At 60.9% G+C, this 18,551-nt stretch carries 19 protein-coding genes and 1 pseudogene; 7 read left to right on the top strand and 13 right to left on the bottom strand.

The features are described 5' to 3' along the window. Positions 1-21 precede the first annotated feature (21 nt). Positions 22-873: pseudogene (locus tag C4J85_RS10035) on the top strand (MFS transporter); the annotation flags it as partial. Positions 874-961: 88 nt separating this feature from the next. On the opposite strand, the gene C4J85_RS10030 reads toward C4J85_RS10035, so the two are convergent. Genes C4J85_RS10030 through C4J85_RS10010 form a run of 5 tightly spaced genes read right to left on the bottom strand, consistent with a single transcriptional unit; the run spans position 962 to position 6,065 of the window. Next, positions 962-2,242: a multidrug effflux MFS transporter gene (locus C4J85_RS10030; protein ID WP_124362244.1), complete on the bottom strand. Its 1,281-nt coding sequence runs from the start codon at positions 2,240-2,242 to the stop codon at positions 962-964. Next, positions 2,239-3,084: an alpha/beta fold hydrolase gene (locus C4J85_RS10025; RefSeq protein ID WP_124362243.1), complete on the bottom strand. Its 846-nt coding sequence runs from the start codon at positions 3,082-3,084 to the stop codon at positions 2,239-2,241. Before C4J85_RS10025 ends, C4J85_RS10030 begins: the two co-directional genes overlap by 4 nt. Before the next feature lie 34 nt (positions 3,085-3,118). Further along, a complete protein-coding gene (locus tag C4J85_RS10020) occupies positions 3,119-4,411 on the bottom strand; it encodes an FAD-binding oxidoreductase (protein ID WP_124362242.1) in 1,293 nt (430 codons plus the stop codon). Positions 4,412-4,469: 58 nt separating this feature from the next. Then, complete coding sequence (locus tag C4J85_RS10015) at positions 4,470-4,892, bottom strand: RidA family protein (protein ID WP_124362241.1); 423 nt, start codon at positions 4,890-4,892, stop codon at positions 4,470-4,472. Between the two features lie 33 nt (positions 4,893-4,925). Continuing rightward, entirely contained in the window at positions 4,926-6,065 is a 1,140-nt protein-coding gene (locus C4J85_RS10010) for a tyramine oxidase subunit B (protein WP_124403730.1), read from the bottom strand. A 185-nt stretch (positions 6,066-6,250) separates the two neighbouring features. Here C4J85_RS10010 and C4J85_RS10005 point away from each other — a divergent pair, with 185 nt between their 5' ends. The 6 genes from C4J85_RS10005 (at position 6,251) to C4J85_RS09980 (ending at position 10,635) form a co-directional block, all read left to right on the top strand. Next, positions 6,251-7,078 carry a helix-turn-helix domain-containing protein gene (locus tag C4J85_RS10005; protein ID WP_124411177.1) on the top strand — a complete coding sequence of 276 codons (828 nt, stop codon included), beginning with the start codon at positions 6,251-6,253 and terminating at the stop codon, positions 7,076-7,078. Positions 7,079-7,247: 169 nt separating this feature from the next. Further along, positions 7,248-7,976 carry a response regulator gene (locus C4J85_RS10000; RefSeq protein ID WP_124362239.1) on the top strand — a complete coding sequence of 243 codons (729 nt, stop codon included), beginning with the start codon at positions 7,248-7,250 and terminating at the stop codon, positions 7,974-7,976. Then, positions 7,973-9,064: an ATP-binding protein gene (locus C4J85_RS09995; protein ID WP_124362238.1), complete on the top strand. Its 1,092-nt coding sequence runs from the start codon at positions 7,973-7,975 to the stop codon at positions 9,062-9,064. The genes C4J85_RS10000 and C4J85_RS09995 overlap by 4 nt, the downstream gene beginning before the upstream one ends. A 48-nt stretch (positions 9,065-9,112) precedes the next feature. After that, entirely contained in the window at positions 9,113-9,322 is a 210-nt protein-coding gene (locus tag C4J85_RS09990) for a hypothetical protein (protein WP_124362237.1), read from the top strand. A 42-nt stretch (positions 9,323-9,364) separates the two neighbouring features. Next, a complete protein-coding gene (locus C4J85_RS09985; protein WP_124362236.1) occupies positions 9,365-9,727 on the top strand; it encodes a hypothetical protein in 363 nt (120 codons plus the stop codon). Then, positions 9,715-10,635 carry an ABC transporter six-transmembrane domain-containing protein gene (locus tag C4J85_RS09980; protein WP_124362235.1) on the top strand — a complete coding sequence of 307 codons (921 nt, stop codon included), beginning with the start codon at positions 9,715-9,717 and terminating at the stop codon, positions 10,633-10,635. Before C4J85_RS09985 ends, C4J85_RS09980 begins: the two co-directional genes overlap by 13 nt. On the opposite strand, the gene C4J85_RS09975 is transcribed toward C4J85_RS09980, so the two are convergent. The 8 genes from C4J85_RS09975 to C4J85_RS09940 all read right to left on the bottom strand — a co-directional run bounded on the left by C4J85_RS09975 (position 10,624) and on the right by C4J85_RS09940 (position 18,547). Next, a complete protein-coding gene (locus tag C4J85_RS09975; RefSeq protein ID WP_124362234.1) occupies positions 10,624-11,565 on the bottom strand; it encodes a helix-turn-helix domain-containing protein in 942 nt (313 codons plus the stop codon). The genes C4J85_RS09980 and C4J85_RS09975 overlap by 12 nt on opposite strands. A 75-nt stretch (positions 11,566-11,640) precedes the next feature. Further along, a complete protein-coding gene (locus tag C4J85_RS09970) occupies positions 11,641-12,420 on the bottom strand; it encodes a 2-keto-4-pentenoate hydratase (RefSeq protein WP_124362233.1) in 780 nt (259 codons plus the stop codon). Further along, positions 12,417-14,024, bottom strand: coding sequence for a bifunctional 3-(3-hydroxy-phenyl)propionate/3-hydroxycinnamic acid hydroxylase (locus tag C4J85_RS09965; RefSeq protein ID WP_124403729.1), 1,608 nt, complete (start codon positions 14,022-14,024; stop codon positions 12,417-12,419). Before C4J85_RS09965 ends, C4J85_RS09970 begins: the two co-directional genes overlap by 4 nt. Before the next feature lie 60 nt (positions 14,025-14,084). Then, a complete protein-coding gene (locus C4J85_RS09960) occupies positions 14,085-14,687 on the bottom strand; it encodes an amino acid synthesis family protein (protein ID WP_124362231.1) in 603 nt (200 codons plus the stop codon). Between the two features lie 15 nt (positions 14,688-14,702). Next, on the bottom strand, positions 14,703-15,170 hold the full coding sequence (locus C4J85_RS09955; protein ID WP_124362230.1) for a VOC family protein: 468 nt from the start codon (positions 15,168-15,170) through the stop codon (positions 14,703-14,705). 11 nt (positions 15,171-15,181) lie between these two features. Further along, positions 15,182-16,222, bottom strand: coding sequence for a YCF48-related protein (locus C4J85_RS09950; protein WP_124362229.1), 1,041 nt, complete (start codon positions 16,220-16,222; stop codon positions 15,182-15,184). Between the two features lie 12 nt (positions 16,223-16,234). Further along, on the bottom strand, positions 16,235-17,029 hold the full coding sequence (locus C4J85_RS09945) for an SDR family NAD(P)-dependent oxidoreductase (RefSeq protein WP_124362228.1): 795 nt from the start codon (positions 17,027-17,029) through the stop codon (positions 16,235-16,237). A 27-nt stretch (positions 17,030-17,056) separates the two neighbouring features. Next, complete coding sequence (locus C4J85_RS09940; protein WP_124409519.1) at positions 17,057-18,547, bottom strand: aldehyde dehydrogenase family protein; 1,491 nt, start codon at positions 18,545-18,547, stop codon at positions 17,057-17,059. Between the last annotated feature and the right edge of the window lie 4 nt (positions 18,548-18,551).

Raw genomic sequence — 18,551 nt, 5'->3', positions numbered from 1 at the left:
AACTATAAGAGACGTGACAACATGACTTACGACAATCAGAGCAACTCTGCGCCGCTTGATGACGCCGAGGGTGAGCGCCTGATGCGCCGCATCCTGTGGCGCGTCGTTCCGTTCATTTTTATCTGCTATGTCATCAGCTATCTCGACCGCACAAACGTAGGGTTCGCGGCGATCAGCATGAACAAGGATCTAGGGCTGACCGCAACGATGTTTGGATGGGCCGCCGGTCTATTCTTCTTTGGCTATTTCATTTTTGAAATCCCCAGCAACCTCCTGATGCAACGCTTTGGCGCGCGGATATGGATTGCTCGCATCATGATTACCTGGGGCCTCATTTCCATGGCTACGGCGTTCGCTACCGGCCCAATCAGCTTCAGCATTGCACGCTTCCTGCTGGGGGTTGCCGAGGCCGGATTCACCCCAGGGGTTTATCTGTACTTCACCTACTGGTTCCCGGGTAAGTGGCGCGCCAAGGCGACCGCCACATTCCTGCTCGGCATACCAGTGGCGAACATCGTCGGTTCACCGCTGTCGGGTTGGTTGCTCGAACAACACGGCGTTTTGGGGTTACAGAACTGGCAGCTACTGCTCATTACCGAAGCGCTGCCCGCTGTACTTCTGGGCATCGCGTGCCTCTTTTTGCTGGTAGACACTCCCTTGAAGGCTCGGTGGTTATCGGATCGCGAAAAAACCTGGCTCAACAATCGCCTGTCTGAAGAGCAAAAAGCAATTGGCGCCTCCCATGGCAACACGTTGCGGGCAGCCCTGACCAATCCGAAAGTATTCACGCTCGCGGCCATTAACTTCTGCTGCATCGTGGGCTCGGTCGGTATCGGTATCTGGCTCCCGCAAATCATCAAAAGCCTGGGCATCTCCAGTGGAGCTCTGGGTTTTGTCGTCGCCCTGCCCTACGTGGTAGGCGCAATCGCTGGCAGCTGCAAGGCCGTCGGACACCGCGTTGTCATTCACCAACGGGACGTGCGCGGTGTTGATGAGCAACGCACCGGGTTTCGTCCGTGCAATCTCGGCAATAACGATCAGATAACGGGTATGCGGCGTCAGCAGGCATCGCCGGCGCGCACCGCGCAATGCCGTATGCCAAAAGGCAGCCAAGCCCGCAACAGCCCACCACCAGGCACATCGGCCATGGCGTGCCGTCCGCTATGCGGCTGACCCACAGGCTCGCCAGCCCCCCGAAGGCGAACTGCATTGAGATCCCCAGTGCGACGCTTGCCCCCGCCTGCGTCGGGAACATATTCATCAGGCTTGCCGTGCAATTGGCCCCCAGCAACCCGGTGACACCCATGTACAGCATTAGGCACAACACGATACTGGTCAGGCCGACCCACTGCGTGTATCCCGCGACCATTAACGCTAGCCCCGCTCCACCCGCCACAACTGCGCCAAACCCCAGCATACGTGGTGGCCCCAGGCGATTGACCCAGTGGGCATTGATAAAGCTCACCATGATGATGCCTAAAATATTTAGGCCAAACAGCGCACTGAACGTGCGCGGCGACACACCGAAGTACTCCACGTACACAAAGGGCGAAGCGGTGATAAAGGCGAACACACCGCCAAACGTCAGTGACATACATAGGATCAATGCCACTGCCCGGGGTTGACGGAGAATACTCGGATAGGCCGCAAACGCCGCTTTCACAGAGGTGCTTCGAGCCTGCGGCGACAGGCTCTCTTCTAAGCCCACGCTGACCATCAGCAGGCACAGCCCACATAGTAGGAATAGCACGGCGAATATGGTGCGCCAACCATCGATCAGTACCAGCCAGGTGCCGACCATTGGTGCGACCAGCGTCGCCATCATCGTCAGCATTTGCATCCAGGACAGCACCTTCGCGGCCTGCGCCAGGCCGTACAGATCTCTGGCCACAGTCCTGGCCAGCACCATTGCACCGGCCCCGCCAAGCGCCTGGATAAAGCGCCAGGCGATGAGTTGCTCGATGTTTGCAGCAAACAGGCAACCCAGCGTCGCCAGACCGTACAGCACCAGGCTTCCCAGCAGCAACGGGCGCCGCCCATAGCGGTCCGACAGCGGACCATAAAACAACATGCCCAGGCACAAGCCAGCGAGGAAAATGCTAATCGTATATTGCACGTGAGCAGTGCTGCTCGACAGTTCAACAGCAATCCGCGGCAGGCTGGGCAGGTAGGTATCGATAGAAAAAGGCACGAAGGCCGTCAGCGAGGCCAGCAGAGCAACCAAGCGCAAAGTGGGCTTCATTCGGAGCGCGCAAGGCTTGCAAGAAAGTCTGCAACTAGCGCATTGAATACAGCACCTTGATCGTCGTGAACATAGTGACTGGCGTCGGCGACCTCCACCGTCCGCACGTGCGAGTTGCTGGCCCTCATCGCCTGCAGCGCCGTGGGGGGCAGAAAGTCCGAGCAGCTGCCGCGAATGAACAAGCTTGGGCAATCCAGCGCGCGCACCGCTGGCCACAAATCCGTCGGTTCGATACTCAGCCGTGCCTCGGCGATCCCCTGCTGATCATGGCGCCAGGCAATCACGCCGTCACACTTTTGCATCGAATATGTCAGCCTCGACGCTAGGCCCTGCTCCGATAAGCCCGGGCGTGAAGCCTTCCAGAATGCGCGGGCCGCTTCCCAACTGTCGAAGTGCAACGGCGTCTGGCCCATCTCGCGGCGAATACGCGCAGCGCCATCGCCTTGGCTTGAGGAGCCGGGGCCAATGTCCTCGATGATTAAGCCATCCAAACGACCCGGATGTTGCCGCGCATACTCGAGAGCGTTAGCCCCACCCAATGAGTGCCCCAGCAAGACAAAACGCTGCAGATCCACATGGGCGATCAGGTCCTCAAGATCCTCAACATAAGACTGCGTGTGGTAGCTCGCGGCCGGGGCCCAGTCACTCAGCCCGCGACCGCGCTGGTCGAGGGCGTAGATGCAATAACCACCCCCCAACGCCTCGACCAACGACTCCCAGGTCTGTGCATAGGCGCGCAAGCCATGCAACAGCACCAGCGGCACGCCGCTCGGGTCGCCCCAACGTAAAAAATGCAAACGCAAGCCGGCGCGATTGGTGAAAAAGCGGCTGTCTGGGGACATGATTTTGCTCCGTGAGTGCAGGGCCTGGATCGACTTAGAAACGATCGAAGCGATAAGGGCTGGGATCGATGATGGGCGCGTGCCCGCTGACAATATCCGCCGCCAGGTGACCCGCCGCCGGTGAAGTACCAAAGCCGTGCCCGGAAAAACCGGTGGCCACGGTCAGGCCGGGAATTTGCGCGACCGGGCCTATTACCGGGTTGGAATCCGGGGTCACATCGATGGTGCCTGCCCAGGCTTGAGCGATCCGGGCTTGCTCGAATACCGGCCAGGCCGCCTTGAGGTTGTTCATCGCATCATTGTTCAGCCGCGGGTTGGCGGCGGGGTCTTGCGTGCGTACACGCTCGAACGGGCTGATGCTGTCGGCCGACCAACGCCGGGGCAGCGCCAGGTCGTTGAAAAAATACTTGCCCAGCGACACGTTCAACACGCTGCGCTGCGCACGAAATTGCGGCATGTATTGCTTGGCAAGCAACAGGTGATCGAGGGTCAGGAAGGCGTCCAGCTTGCCACGCTGGGTAATGATGAAGCCGCCGTCCTTGTGTTTGCGAAACGAAAAGTCCGGCGCGCCCACGGCAATTTCAGTAGGGCCCTGCATCGGATGGGTACGCAACACCGAGCAGGTCAAGGCCAGCGTCGGCAAGGACACACCGAGGTTGCCCAAAAAACGCCGCGACCACATACCGCCGGCGAGCAATACCTGATCGCAGCGGATCTCGCCTTTTTCAGTAACCACGCCACTGACTTTGCCGGCAGACATCTGCAGCGTACGCACCGCACATTGCTCGATGATCACCACGCCCAGGGCCATGGCCGCCTTGGCAATCGCACTGCTGGCCAGGGTCGGCTCCGCACGCGCGTCGGACGGCGTGTAGATCCCGCCGGCCCAGTCGCCCTCGCCGCCCGGCACCAATTGTTCGATCTCGCGTTTGCTCAGCAATCGAGAATCAAGGGACAGATGCTCGACCGACTTGAGCCAACCTTCATGCATGGCCATTTGCGTGTCGTTGCGGGCGACAAACATGATGCCTTCTTGCCGATAGCCCACATCCGCGCCCACCCGCTCGGGCATTTGCGCCCACAAGCGGTCTGCGGCCAGGGCCAGCGGTATATCGTGCGCGTGCCGGCTGGTCTTGCGCACCCAGCCCAGGTTTCGCGAGGACTGCTCGCCGGCAATACGGCCTTTTTCCAGCACCACCACCGGAATATTGCGTTCGGCCAGCGTCAGTGCAGCCGTCAAGCCGATGATGCCGCCGCCGATAATGACGACGCAGGTCGCAGTGGGAAACACGGTGGACGTATCCACGGGCGCAATCGTCGGGGCCATGATCAAGACTCGATAAGCAATTAAGGTCAGCCGCGCACGCGCACAGCCACGTAACGGGTTACTGCGACAGGCGAATGACGTCGACTTGCGCCTTGGAAGCGTTGCGATAAGCCGTCACTTCCAATTCCACCTTGTAGACCGTCGAGCCCAGCGGCGGGCACGTAACGGTGCTGGCCGGATCGACGCCGCGAAACTTCTCGCCGATCAAGGCCATCACCGCCGGCACATCCTTGGGGTCTTGGATGAACACGCGCGAGCACACCACATCGGCCAGGCTGGCATCGACGGCGGCCAGCGCGGTTTCGATGTTGGCGAAGACCTGGTGCGCCTGCTCGAGGACGTCTTCCGGGATCAATTTGGTTTGAGGGTTACGGCCGGCGGTGTTGGAAACATAGATCCAGTTGTCCACCACCACCAGGCGCGAATAGCTGGCTTGGTCTTCAAACGGGGAACCGGTCTTGAGCTTGATGATTTTTGTCATGTCGAAGGTCTCTTCAGTTGTATAGGAAATGGCTCAGCGCAGCTCCGGGGTTTCCCACAGATTCAGTTTCACGCCGATGCCTCTTTCGATTGCATTGCGGTACACCACGGTGCCCCAGGCCACGTCTTCCACGGGCATGCCGCCGACCGACATGATGATGATTTCTTCATCGTTCCTGCGCCCTGGGGCATCGCCGGCAATGATCTTGCCGATGTCTTCAAGCTGTTCGGGTTGCATCGTGCCTTCGGCGATCATGTCCATGAAACGCACCCCGATCACCGGCACGCAGTGGTGGGCAGGCTTGGGCAATTCTTCGAACCAGGCTTCGTAGAGGCCGGTGTTGTCCAGCACCTTGCGCACGTCGGCACGCTCCATCCCTTCATCCAGGGAGCAGGATGCCGGCATCGCCATGAAGGCCCCCGGTTTGACCCACTCGCGTTTAACGATTGGGTAGATTGAGGGGTCGCCCGTCTTACCGGAGCTACAATAAGTAACAAGGTCGGAATCACGGACCACTTCTTCGAGGCTATCGACCACTTTAATCGTGGTTACCTGGGGGTAGGTTTCCTTCACCCAGGCGATAAAATCGTTCAGGCTTTTCTCGCCTCGGCCCTTGATCTTTAACGTATCGATTTGCGGGCAAACGGCGATGAATGCGGCGAGCGTGGTCTTGCCCATCACACCCGGGCCGAGCAGACCGACCACCGTTGAATCCTTGCGGGCCAGGTGCCGCGCGCCCACGCCGGGGATCGCGCCGGTGCGATAGGCCGACAGCAGGTTGGCGGACATATGCGCCAGCGGCGCGCCGGTGTCGGGGTCGTTGAGGGTGAACATCAGAATCGAGCGGGGCAGGCCTTTTTCGCGGTTGGCAATATTGGAGCCGTACCATTTGACGCCCGCAGTGCAGAAATTGCCGCCCAGGTAGGCCGGCATCGCCATCATGCGCCGGTCAGCGGTGGGCTTGGGCATGTTCGGGAACGGCGAATCCTTCGGGAATATCACAATGGCGCCGTGGGAATCATTGTTCGGCCCGGCCATGCGATAGTCGCCGCTATACAGCAGGCCGAACATCTCTTCCATGGTGTTCACACAGGCGAGCATGTCGGTCACGCCAGCGCGGATCATGTCCTGCTCGGACAGGTAGATGAAGTCTATTTTTTTAGTAATGGACATAATTATTCTCGGACTGGAGGTAATATCGCTGCGGTAGGCGCTGCTCCCACGCTATCGACCTTGAGTATCAGCGGGCGAATTTCGGCGGTATTGTAAATTTCGGACATCACGGTGCATTCCGCGCGCACGTACTGGCGCGATAAATGCGTGATTATTCCCGGATGTCTCCACTTGAAGGTGCTATGATGGTCAACCTGTGCGCGCCGACGCTGCGGCACCACACCGCGTACGAACAACCCTGGTTCGTGCTCAACTCATCGCGGTATTCGGTAGTGCCTTCCGATCACCCGGCGATTTCGCATTTCTATGCCTTTGACGTTGCCGACTCGGCCGACCTGCTGGCGGTCCCGGATGGCTGTGTGGACATCGTGTTCGACTGTGATGCCACGCGCCCCACCGTGAGGATTTGTGGCACGCCGTTGGAGGCGCAGCGGGTCCAGTTGCTGCAGGGTCATCATTACTTCGGCGTGCGCTTTTCGCCGGGGGTGATTCCGGGTTTCATCAACGTCTTGGCCGAGGACCTGACCGAACAGGAATGGGACCTGCTGGACGTGTCTGCATTTGCCCAGCGCATTTTCGAGAGCATCGTCCAGGCCCCGCAGTTGCAGGAGCAAATGAAGCTGTTCAACGACTACCTGATCCCGCGCTTGATGGGCAGGACCTCAAAGCTGACGGCCATGGTCATTCAACAGGCGCTCGCCCACCGCGGCGACCTGCGCATCCAACAGCTTGAACACCTCAGTGGCTACACCAGCCGTAGCATTCATCGCCAGTTCAGCCAGGACACTGGCCTGTCACCCAAGACCTTCTGCCGGATCATCCGCTGCCAGGCGGCTCTGGAAACCCTGAATACCCAGCACGATGTATCGTTTTCGGAACTCGCCCTGGACCTGGGCTTTTCCGATCAGTCGCACTTCCTGCGCGACTTCAAGAAACTGGTCAGTACAACGCCCTGCGAATACCAACGCACAATGCTGCGAAACGCCTATAACGAGCGCATCAGCTTCGCCTGAAACCCCGCCCTCCCTTCCCTCGCCGGGAAATTAAGTTTCGGTCTCCATCATTTCTCCATAAACCCTACGCTGAACGTGCATGCTGATGAGGCATCATCCAATCCGTTGCTGAAAAACTGCGCACCGTTGCAGCATTGAGCCACGGCATAGCACATCGACCGAGCAGACCATGACTGAATCATCCCTTGCATCGAGCGCCAACCAGGCGCTGATCCTGATCGCCGAAGACGAGCCGGAGATTGCCGATATCCTCGCGGCCTATCTCAAGCGCGCCGGCTTTAAAACCGTGCATGCGCAGGACGGGCGGCGCGCGCTTGAGCTGCATCAGGCGCTCAAGCCCGATCTGGTGCTGCTCGATGTGCTGATGCCGAAGCTGGACGGCTGGATGGTGCTGGCGGAAGTTCGTCATCGCGGCAACACGCCGGTGATCATGCTGACGGCCCAGGATCAGGACATGGACAAGCTCATGGGGCTGCGCATAGGCGCCGATGACTACATCGTCAAACCCTTCAACCCGGCGGAGGTCATCGCCAGGGTCCAGGCAGTACTGCGCCGATGCGCCGATCAGGGACATGGCAGCGGCCACAGTGTGCTGCGCGTCGGCCCATTCGAGATCGACATCGACAACCATGAGGTAAGCGTGCGCATCGGCACGCAAAAACAGCCGTTGCAACTGACGGTGACCGAATTCAGGTTGCTCGCGCAGTTGGCAAAGTCGCCGCGTCGAGTGTTCAGCCGCGCCGAACTGCTGGTGCTCTGCTCACCTGAGAGCGACAGCCTGGAGCGTACGGTCGACAGCCATATCAGCAAATTGCGCCGCAAGATCGAAGACCTCGGCATGCGCGGCGTGCCGGCCAGCATCCGGGGCGTCGGCTACCGGTTCGGGAGCCAGGCATGAACGTCAGCAACAGCATGAGCCGGCAGATCATCTTGTCGATGACCGCCGTGGTGCTGTGTGTAATCGCACTCGCGGTCGTCGGCACCTATGTGTTCTATGCATTGCTTTGGACCCTGTCGCCCCCGACGCAGCTGGAGCTGGAGGCGGATGAATGGTTGCCCAGTGGCGTAGAATGGGCCTGGATGAGCTTGATTACCTGCGTCAGCCTGGGCGTCGGCGTGGCGGTGGCCGTCAAATTGTCCCGACGCATTCTCATGCCGCTGAACTCGGTGGCGGCCAGTCTGCGCAGCCTGGCCGACGGCGACCTGGATGCACGGGCAGTGGCGCCAGACGTTTCTCCGGGCGAAGCTGCCCGCCTGGTGAATGACTTCAATAGCATGGCGAACCGATTGAAACGCATGGCCGAAGAACAAGCCTTCTGGAACGCCGCGATTGCCCATGAACTGCGCACCCCGCTGACCATCCTGCGCGGCCGTCTGCAAGGCCTGGCCGAGGGTGTATTCAAGCCTGACACTTCGCAGTTCTATAGTCTCCTCAGCCAGGTCGAAGGGTTGACGCGCCTGGTTGAAGATCTGCGCGTGGTGGGCATGGGGGATAACGGCTACCTGAAGCTGGAAATCAAGCATGTCGAGCTGGCCGACGCGCTGGAGGCCGAAGCGCGGTTGTTCGAACCCAGCCTGAACAGTGCCGGTTTCGTCCTGCTGCTGGACCTGCGCAAGGGCCCCGTGCACTGCGATCCCGCCCGCATCCGCCAGGCCTTGCTGGCACTGCTGGACAACATCCGCCGGCATGCCACGCCGGGCAACGTCAGCGTTCAGCTCGGCAGTGACGAGCGCGGCAATTTCCTGAGGGTCGCGGATGAGGGTCCGGGTGTCGACGAGCCGTTCGCCGCCCTTATTTTCGATGCGTTTCAGCGTGGCGACAGTTCGCGTTCCCGCGCCCAGGGCGGCAGTGGCCTGGGCCTGGCCGTGGTGCGTTCGATCGCGCTGGCCCATGGCGGCGCCGTGGCCTGTCGAACACTTGTAAATGGCGGCACTTTATTTGAACTCAGTTGGCCAACGGCAACCCTTTTGAATATCGAACCCTGACAACCTTGAAGCGAAGTTTGCTCTATTAACACCCACCAAGGTGATGGCATGCGTCTCCGTATCTCTTTATTCAAAAGAGCAATTAAATATCGCCACTTTGCCTTACTGGACCTACAAGGACGTTGTATCGCATTCATGAGTTGCGAAGAAATCCCCAACAGAGGTGAATGGATGGAAGTCGAAGCAGTCAATCTCGCCTGGCTCAATCAAACGCTGCCAGGCCTTGAACGCCGGGCAGCGATCAGCCACACCGTGTAATGCCTGGCACCCTTGTTTAACGTTCCAACGTGGATAACTGTTATGCCGACACTGCATTCAGCGCGGATGCCTATCGCCCTTAAACAACTGGAAGCGTCACTGACGCTCTACACATTCAAACTCAAAAAGGTGCAGCGCTTCTGTATTCCCCTGCAAAAGTACGCGCCTTCTTGTGTCTTGGCCCTGTGGCTGTTGGGCGTATGTGCATCGCTGATAACCCAATCCTATTATCACTGGCTGCTGACAGCGCCGACCATCTGCATCCTGATCACCCTGGAAATCATCATCGAAGAAGTCCAGATCGATCTGTTGTTGATGACCGACGAAGCGCGTCATCGGCTCGGCATCTCCCGCGACTTTCATCAACGCGCAACGCGCGACACAGGTGCACCATGGCATCCGTAACACCGCCGATTCTGCTCGAAGAAAGTAAAAAACTGGGACAGCAATCTGCCAGCCAGACCCTCAAGGCCATCGCCAGGGCCTATCCCGGTAAATTGTTCGGCACCTTATCGTTGGTCGCACTGGAAAATGCGCTGCTGCTGGCCTACCCGCTGTTCGCCGGGTTTGCCGTGGACTCGATCATCCGCGGCGATGCCGCCAGTGCATTGTGGTATGCCGCCGTGGTATTGGGCTTCTGGGTGGTTGGCGCGGCGCGGCGGGCGCTGGATACGCGCACCTTTACGCGCATCTACGCCGACCTTGCGGTACCGGTAATTCTCAACCAGCGCCTGCAACGCCACAGCACCTCCAAGGCGGCGGCGCGGGTGGTGCTGGCGCGCGACTTCGTCGACTTTTTTGAAAAGCACGTGCCGACAATCGCCACCGCGCTGGTGTCGATCGTCGGGGCGGCGGGCATGCTGTTGGTGATCGAGCCCTGGGTCGGCCTGGCCTGTCTGCTGGCGTTGCTGCTATGCGTCACGCTCATGCCGGGCTTCGCGCGGCGCAACCAACGCTTGCATGAGCGCTTGAACAATCGGCTGGAAAAGGAAATCGGCCTGGTGGAAACGGTCGGGGCGCATACCTTGCACCGCCACTATCAGGTGCTGTCGCGGCTGCGCATCGGGCTATCGGACCGTGAAGCAGTGGCGTTCCTGTCCATTGGCATTCTGGCGGCGCTGCTGTTCGTGGTCGCGATCACCCAACTGGCCTTGGCGCCAGCGGTGAAAGCCGGGCATATCTACGCGGTGATGACCTACCTGTGGACCTTCGTCAGTTGCCTGGATGAAGCGCCTTCGATGATCGACCAACTGGCGCGGCTCAAGGACATCGGCAAGCGGGTGGACCCAGGCCTGGCGGATTCAGCGCGGTGACCTGCGCGTTTCCGACGGCGATTCGCCGAACAGCTCGCGGTAATGCGTGGCGAAATGGCTCAGGTGAAAAAAACCCATGGCCACGGCGATTTCACCGACGTTTTTCTTGCTCGGGCAGGTTGCGATCAGGCGTCGCCTGACCGCGTTGAGACGCAAATTGCGCAAGTACTCTACTGGCCGCATACCGGTCACTGCCTGAAAACTGTTCTGCAGGGTTCTGCGACTGACGCGCAACTGCTCGCAAAGGTCCAGGATGCTCAGCGGGGTATCGCCACTAGCAATGATCAATTCCTGGCTGCGTCTGACCAAATAGGCGCTGACCGCGAAATTGCCACGCCGGCCACGCACTTCGTCGCCTGCGTGGGTGAACAGATCGAGGAACGCACCGAGCAGCTCATCTTCCAGGATTTTTTCCGACGCCGGGCTGATGGCGTCCGCGTGTTCCAGAAAGTGACGAAACAATAGGTGAATGCGCTGACGAATGCGCAGCAGTGACGGTTCATCCACGTTAAGCGCGGGCACGCTGGTCAAACGCTTGAGCTGATCATTGGATAACTCGAAAGCCGCCAGTTTGGCGAAACGCACGGCATCGACGTTGAATGCAAAAAAATGCGTGCCTTGCGGCGCATGCAGCACGAACTCTTCGGCATCACGCAGCAGCACCACGCTTTGCGCGCTTACCCGTTGCCCCTGGACCACCGGAGGGTTGCCCAGTGACATGGCTGCGCACAAGCGGCCCTGGGGCGAACGGCCATGCTGCACCACCCGCTTGTCCAGCACCTCCTGGAAGATCTGGAAGCGATCACCGGTCAGTTGCCGCAGCTCACTGGTCAGGCAGCCGCGACCGAGCTGGTCATAGACCTGCTGCCAACCCTGGATCGAGCCGGCGTGCTGTTGAGAGTCATTGAAGGTTCGGACTTCAGCGAGCATATTCGTCATTCCTCGGCGGCCGGGTTCTTGCTTTTGGCCTGAAGGTGGCTCAGTCATCCGTGACATCGGTTGGCGTTACACAGGCGCAACGTCCGCCTGGAAAACCAAAGCCAGTTCCGTGCCAAGCATGTGCAGATGATAAGTGCCTGGGTGAATATCCATCGGCGCCAGTAGCGCACCGGAAAGCACCACCTGCCCGGCCTCTACGCGATGACCATCGGCCAGCAAGCGCCGCACCAGCCAGCACAGGTTGAACAGGGGGCTGTCTTCTCGGTCCTGGGTATCGCCGCTGCCCAGATACACACCCTCATGCTCCAAGTGATACGCCACGCACGCATGCCGGACAGGATCGAACGGCACAGGCTGCCCTACACAGTACAGTGCCGCGGCGGCGTTATCGGCCAGGAACGCGCCAAGCCCGAAATGCCAGCCCTGCCAGCGACAGTCGGCGATCTCGAACGCCGGCGCCACCTCGGCGATGGCCGCCAGAATCTCCTCATCCCCGTAGTCGCCCGCTACCAGCGTGCGCCCGAACACAAACGCCAGTTCGACCTCAAGCTTGGGCTGAATCAACCGCTCAAATGACACCGTGCTGCCCGGCTCGACCTCCATGACCGCCGTGAGGCCGCCATACACCGGCTCGTCGAGGCCAAAGCGCGCTTGCGCCGCGCGGCCTGCAAAGGCGACCTTCCAACCGCTCAGCCGCTCGCCGCCGGCCTGGCGCCGTGCCAGCCCCTGAAGCTGCAGACCGTAGCCTTCCAGCCGGTCCAGCGCCTCGGGCGGCAACGGTGCAATGGGCTGGGCGGTGCGCCAGGCCTCGTACAGTTGGCCGAGCAGTGCGTTGGCGCCACTCATGAAAGTTGCTCCGCCAGTTTGCGCAGTACGCCATCAAGCCGCTCCGGAGTGGTAATCGCCGCGACAAATCGGTCCGGACGCACCACCACGATGCAGTCACGCACCTTGGAGAACCATTCGCCCAGGCGGTTATCCACGTCCTCCACACTCACGGCGTCGCTGGCCGTCAACGGCTGGTTTCGGCCCACGCCGCTGCGCGACCGGTTGACCTGGATGAAACAGGTGCCCCAACGTGCCCAATAATCCGCCATCGGTTCGCTGAGGTGCTCGCGCGGATTCACGCGGTAACCCAGCACGGCATAGCTGTTGCCGAGGACTTCGTCCAGGCGCCGGCGCTGACCTTGCGCATCTTCGATATTCGGTTGGATGAACAGTTGCCCGACTAGATCATCCTCACGCAATTCGGCCCGCTCGTGATAGACCAGCCCTTTGGTGATGGTCGCCTTGGGTTTGAACTTGAACTCCAGCAAGTGCGAACGCAGGTTGTCGACGCTGTTGACTGCCTGGAACAGCCAGTCGCGCACGCCTGCCATCAGCGGGTTGGTCAAGCCAAGGACGGCGCCCATATTGTCGGCCAGGGCTACCAGTTCAGTGGCGTGACCACGGCGTTCCTGGTCGTAACTGGCCAGGATCGAGGGCGCCGCACGCCCCTGGATAATCGCCGCGAGCTTCCAGGCCACGTTGGCCACATCGCGCAGGCCGGAATTAAGGCCTTGCCCGGCCCAGGGCGGAGAAATATGCGCCGCATCACCCACCAGCGCCACACGCCCTTCGACAAAGCGCGCCGCGACGCGCGAGTGGTGGGTATAGGCACGAATGCGAATGACATTGAGGTCGTTTACGGCATCGCCGATATGCCCGTGGATCAGCTTGCGAATCGTTGCCTCTTCGCACATTTTCGCTTCGTCCTCGCCCTCCATCAGCATGAATTCCCAGCGCCGCTGCTGGTACGGCAAATAGATGCACACGAAAGGCCGCTGCGGATCGGCATGCAACGCGGTGTAGGGTGCGTCCAGCGTGTCGTTGGCTGTATCGACCACCACCCATTTGCGTGGATGGGTCAGCCCCAGCAGTTCGATACCGAGTTTTTTACGCACCGTGGAGCGACCGCCGTCGGCACCGATCACATAGTCGGCTTGAAGCTGGTAGGTCTCGCCGTCGGCACCGCGCACCTGCAGGGTCACGCCCTGATCGTCCTGCGCAAGTTCGAGCAGTTCGTGGCCCTGGCGCAACTCGACGCTGGCGCGCTGCCCGAGATGCTCACGCAAGGTGCCTTCGAGCAGTTGCTGCATGAAAATATTGCGCATCGGCCAGCCGTAGTGGGCAGCACTTGGCTTGACCTCGGCGAAACACACGCCGCGCGCGTTGTAGTAGCGCAGCGGCACATCGCAAATCATGTCGCGTACCGCCAGTTCGGCGATACCGATGCCCTGCAACACACGCAATGCCTCATCGTCCATGCCCACGGCACGGGGATAAGGCAGGATGCCGTCGGCCAGTTCAAGGACGATGCAGTCGATACCGTACATTCCCATATAGTGCGCGGCCGTGATGCCATTGGGGCCACCGCCCACGATGACAACCTGGGTCTTCTCCTGCTTCATCGCTATTCACCGCTTTCTTGTTGTGGTTTTGATCCAATACTGCTTGATGCTGCGCCTTTATCAGTGCAGCCCGTCAATACCTTTTACATCCTCGGCCTTCAGGCCGCCCAACCGCGCATGCAAACGGCCGCGGGTGGCGAACGCCCAAATCACCACTACCTCATCAGCCGAAGGGCCGTCACCGAACGTCAGGGAGAAGCTGTCGTAATGCGAACGCACGTACAGCGCGTCTTTGTGGGCCAGCGGTACGTCGATGGTCGAACCCGGCCCGCCGCGTTTGCCGGTCGAGGGCACCCACGACTTGCCACCGCCCAGGGCGACGCGGATCGGATCGGCGGCCGGGTTGGTGAGGAACGCGTTGCCGTGCTCGTATTCTCCCGCGCTGCCCACCAGGATGGCCTTGCCATAGCTGACAATTTCATGTGCGCCGGCCAATGCCTTGATGCGCCGGCCGAACTCTTCGCCCAGCAGCGGCGACGGCTCAGTCAATTGCGAGAGGTCCTCGCTGTAGCGCCCGGCATAAGGGTTGGCGATCACGGCAGCCACGGCGTATTTGAACAGCGGCTCGCCATCGGCCAGTTGGCCACTTTCGTTGGCCAGGGTTTCTTCGATGAAGCTGTACCATTTGCGGATGTGATAGCTGGCAAAATTCGCGGTTTTCATCAGGTGAACCTCGGTTCAAATCGGGTCAAGGGGGTCAAGGGGGTCAAGCGTGATGTTGCGACTCGGCGCACGGGCGGCCTTGAAGCGGGCCTTGCCGCACGCATCGTCATGCTCTGTCTCGAGAAAGAATTCCATGCGATTGCAATCGGGGTCGTTGAAATACAGGCCGTTGCCGATTTCATGATCGGTAATTTTCACCACCTCCACCCCCTTCTTCAGCAACATGCCGTAGAGCTGGCGCAAGGTGGTCATGTCACCTTCGATTTCCAATCCGTAGTGCTGCAGGCCCAGGCCGCCCTGATGGGCGCCCGGTTCTGCACGAATCAAGGCGATGTCGTGATGTTTGGTGCCAAACGCCATCATGACCCAGCTTTCGCCCCGGGCACTTTCGTGCATGCCCAGGATGTCGGCATACCAGCGCGCCGACACATCAGGATCACTCACAAATAGCGATAAGTGAGTCCGAAGGATTTTGACTTTCATCACCGATTTCCTCAGTTTTTCTTGACGATGGATTGATGCCCGGCCTTGATCTGCGCCACGGCAGGCGTCCAGAGCACATCCGCGATCTCACTGAATTCACGCCAGTGCTTCTGCCAGCCGTCCCCGCCATTGTCAGAAGTGAACAAGTGCCCATACTTGGTGCCCGCCACGATCTGGCGCGGGTTGGCCGGGTTGAAGGCAATGGCCCAGACGCAGGAGTTGGGTTGCTGCGGCAGCGGCAATACCTCCCAACTGAGGGCGGCGTTACGGGAAATCAGGATTTTGCTGGTGGTGCCGGGAGTGCCGTCGGAAATGCTCAGGTACAGCGTGTCCTCGGTGCCCGGCGGCGCGTTCATGGCGCGTATGTAGTACAGGCCGAACGCTTCCCGGCCAACAATGCCGGTCCAGGTCAAGCCTTCATCAAGGCTGCGGTAGACCGCGTTGACGCACACCACCACGATGACTTTTTCGCCATGGTTGGGCAGCACCAGGATGTTGTGGATATCCGAGTTGAAGTCCCACAGCAGGCGGTCATCAACCCGAGTCCAGCTGTCGCCACCGTCGCGGGAATGGAACAGCCCACCCTCCTCCAGGCCGAACCACACCTGATTGCGGTCGGTGGGGTCGTAGGCGAAGGCCAGCAAACGTGGGCGACTGACGCCGTCGCAGAATTCCGGGATCTCCACCGGCGCGCGATCCCAGCTCAGGCCGCCGTCCAGGGTGCGCCACAGCACAGCGCGCGAGGGCGCACCGGTACCGACAAAGATCCGCTGGGCATCCTGCGGGTCCACCGCGACCTTCCACACCGTCTCGCCGTTGAACGGCGAATCGACGCGCTGCCAGTGCCCACCGGTGTCGTGGCTGACACACAAGCCCACGTCGGTGCCGGCATAGATTCGCTCGGGCGTGTCGGGATGCACGCTCAAGGAGCGGGTGATCGCGTCGAATTCCAGGTCTTGCCCCAGGCCCAGACGATGCCAGGTCTTGCCATCGTCGGCACTGCGAATCACCGCCTGCCCGACGGTGGCGACTAAAAGGGTTCCGTTACTCATCTCTGATACTCCTCAGATATAGATGCCACGGGTCAAACCACCGTCGATGCCGATGGACTCACCGGTTACCGCGCCAGCCTTCGGCGACGCCAGGAAGCCGATCAGCCAGCCCATTTCGATCGGTGCCAGGGTGCGGCGAATCGGCGTCGCGTCGATGTAGGCCTGTTCAACCTGTTCCGCGGTCTTGCCTTGCTTGACCGCTTCGCGCTCGTACAGCTCCTGGATATGCGGGGTATCCACCACGCCGGGGTGAATCAGGTTGACCGTGATGCCCGACGGACCGAGCTGGTCGGACAGGGTTTTGGTCATGTGGGCAATCGCCAGGTTGCGCATGCCCGAGAGCACTTTGCTGCTGCGCCCGGTGAGCCCGCCGATGTTGATGATGCGACCGAAGCCGGCAGCCTTCATGTGCGGGGTCACGGCCTTGGCGCAACGGAAGTAGCCGATCACCTTGGTGTTGAGGTCCGACAGCAACTCCTCGTCGCCGGCGTGCTCGATGTCATTGCGTACCACACCAGACGGCGCGGCAGCACCGTTGACGAGGATGTCGATGCGGCCGAAATGCTTGTACGCCGCATCGACCATCTCCGACACGGCCTTCATGTCATTGGTGTCACAGAACAGCGGCAGCACTTCATTACCGGTCTGTGCCGTGATCTCTTCGGCAGCCAGTTGCAGGAACGCCATGCGCCGCGCGCAGATCACCACCTTGCAACCTTCCTCGGACAGAAAACGTGCGACTTCCTTGCCGATGCCCATGCCGCCGCCGGTCACAATTGCCACACGGCCTTTCAATTCCAGATCCATTGCCATTTCCTCTTGTGATTGTTCGATTCAGGCGAGATCGACGAAGACGCTTTTGGTCTCGGTGTAGGCGTCGATCACGTTCTTGCCCATTTCCCGGCCCCAGCCGGATTGCTTGTAGCCGCCGAACGGCGAGGCCGGATCGACCACGTTCCAACAATTGATCCATACCGAGCCGGCCTTGAGCTGCGCGGCCACGCGGTGCGCCGAGCGCAGGTCGCGGGTCCACAGGCCGGCGGCAAGGCCATAGGGCGAGTCGTTGGCGCGCAGCACCAGTTCGTCGATTTCGGTCCAGGCCATCACGGTCAGCACCGGGCCGAAGATTTCTTCGCGGGCCACGCAGGCGCGCTCGGCGCGGTCCAAAAACACGCTCGGAGCAATGAAGTGACCACGCTCCAGGTGTTCGGGACGGCCGCCGCCGCAGATCAGTTCGGCGCCCTCTTCCTGGCCCCGCTGGAGGTAACCCTTGACGGTGTTCAATTGCCGCGCGGACACCAGCGGGCCCATGCTGCTGGCCGGGTCCAGGCCATCGCCGAGTACGTGGGCGGCGGCATGACGCTGCAGTTCTTCGAGCACCTGATCAAGCATACTGGCATGCACATACAGGCGTGAACCGGCCGTGCACACCTGGCCCTGGTTGTAGAAAATCCCATCGGCGGCGCCCTTGGCGGCGCGCACGATGTCGGCGTCGGGCAAGATGATGTTCGGCGATTTGCCGCCCAGCTCCAGGGACACCTTTTTCATGTTGCCGGTGGCGGCCTGGGCGATCAGCCGACCGACCTGGGTCGAGCCGGTGAAGGCGATCTTGTCGACGTCCGGGTGCTGCGCCAGTGGCGCGCCGGTGTCGACGCCCAGGCCGGTGATCAGGTTGACCACGCCCGCCGGGAAGCCTGCCGCTTCAATCAGTTGCACCAGACGAATCGCCACCAGCGGCGTCTGCTCGGCGGGCTTGAGCACCGCCACGCAACCGGTGGCCAGCGCCGGACCGAGCTTCCACACGCACATGGTCAACGGGAAGTTCCACGGCACGATCAGCGCACACACGCCCACCGGCTCGCGCAGGGTGTAGTTGAGCATCGGCGCGCCGCTGGCCGGCGAGACGGGCAGCGTGCTGCCTTCGATCTTGGTGGGCCAGCCGGCGAAGTAGCGAATGATGTTCGCCGCGCTGGCCGCTTCACCGCGCGCATTGGCGATCGGCTTGCCGTTCTCCAGGGTGATCAGTTGCGCCAGCTCCTCGCGGTGCTGGTCCAACAGATCGGCGAGGCGAAACAGCAACAAACCGCGCTGCGCCGGTGACTGCAAGGCCCAGGCGCCGGTGAAGGCTGCGCGGGCAGCTGCCACGGCCGCATTCACATCGCGCTCATCGCCCTGGGCGACTTCAGTCAGGGTCTGTTCAGTGGCCGGATTTTCCACGGCAAAGCGACGACCGCCGGCGGCGTCCTGCCAGGTACCGCCGATAAACAGGCGGCCGGGCTGGTCCAGGAACGCCTGGACGGCAGGCAATAATTGGAGCAGGTTCATGGTC

It is taken from the genome of Pseudomonas sp. R4-34-07 (genome assembly GCF_003852375.1).
Classification (GTDB): domain Bacteria; phylum Pseudomonadota; class Gammaproteobacteria; order Pseudomonadales; family Pseudomonadaceae; genus Aquipseudomonas.
This window is presented reverse-complemented; position numbering and strand designations above follow the sequence as displayed.

Bases quoted from the DNA above. Each gene is read 5' to 3' on its own strand.
- C4J85_RS10030 (WP_124362244.1), bottom strand. From the start codon at position 2,242: ATGAAGCCCACTTTGCGCTTGGTTGCTCTGCTGGCCTCGCTGACGGCC.
- C4J85_RS10025 (WP_124362243.1), bottom strand. From the start codon at position 3,084: ATGTCCCCAGACAGCCGCTTTTTCACCAATCGCGCCGGCTTGCGTTTG.
- C4J85_RS10020 (WP_124362242.1), bottom strand. From the start codon at position 4,411: ATGGCCCCGACGATTGCGCCCGTGGATACGTCCACCGTGTTTCCCACT.
- C4J85_RS10015 (WP_124362241.1), bottom strand. From the start codon at position 4,892: ATGACAAAAATCATCAAGCTCAAGACCGGTTCCCCGTTTGAAGACCAA.
- C4J85_RS10010 (WP_124403730.1), bottom strand. From the start codon at position 6,065: ATGTCCATTACTAAAAAAATAGACTTCATCTACCTGTCCGAGCAGGAC.
- C4J85_RS10005 (WP_124411177.1), top strand. From the start codon at position 6,251: ATGGTCAACCTGTGCGCGCCGACGCTGCGGCACCACACCGCGTACGAA.
- C4J85_RS10000 (WP_124362239.1), top strand. From the start codon at position 7,248: ATGACTGAATCATCCCTTGCATCGAGCGCCAACCAGGCGCTGATCCTG.
- C4J85_RS09995 (WP_124362238.1), top strand. From the start codon at position 7,973: ATGAACGTCAGCAACAGCATGAGCCGGCAGATCATCTTGTCGATGACC.
- C4J85_RS09990 (WP_124362237.1), top strand. From the start codon at position 9,113: ATGCGTCTCCGTATCTCTTTATTCAAAAGAGCAATTAAATATCGCCAC.
- C4J85_RS09985 (WP_124362236.1), top strand. From the start codon at position 9,365: ATGCCGACACTGCATTCAGCGCGGATGCCTATCGCCCTTAAACAACTG.
- C4J85_RS09980 (WP_124362235.1), top strand. From the start codon at position 9,715: ATGGCATCCGTAACACCGCCGATTCTGCTCGAAGAAAGTAAAAAACTG.
- C4J85_RS09975 (WP_124362234.1), bottom strand. From the start codon at position 11,565: ATGCTCGCTGAAGTCCGAACCTTCAATGACTCTCAACAGCACGCCGGC.
- C4J85_RS09970 (WP_124362233.1), bottom strand. From the start codon at position 12,420: ATGAGTGGCGCCAACGCACTGCTCGGCCAACTGTACGAGGCCTGGCGC.
- C4J85_RS09965 (WP_124403729.1), bottom strand. From the start codon at position 14,024: ATGAAGCAGGAGAAGACCCAGGTTGTCATCGTGGGCGGTGGCCCCAAT.
- C4J85_RS09960 (WP_124362231.1), bottom strand. From the start codon at position 14,687: ATGAAAACCGCGAATTTTGCCAGCTATCACATCCGCAAATGGTACAGC.
- C4J85_RS09955 (WP_124362230.1), bottom strand. From the start codon at position 15,170: ATGAAAGTCAAAATCCTTCGGACTCACTTATCGCTATTTGTGAGTGAT.
- C4J85_RS09950 (WP_124362229.1), bottom strand. From the start codon at position 16,222: ATGAGTAACGGAACCCTTTTAGTCGCCACCGTCGGGCAGGCGGTGATT.
- C4J85_RS09945 (WP_124362228.1), bottom strand. From the start codon at position 17,029: ATGGATCTGGAATTGAAAGGCCGTGTGGCAATTGTGACCGGCGGCGGC.
- C4J85_RS09940 (WP_124409519.1), bottom strand. From the start codon at position 18,547: ATGAACCTGCTCCAATTATTGCCTGCCGTCCAGGCGTTCCTGGACCAG.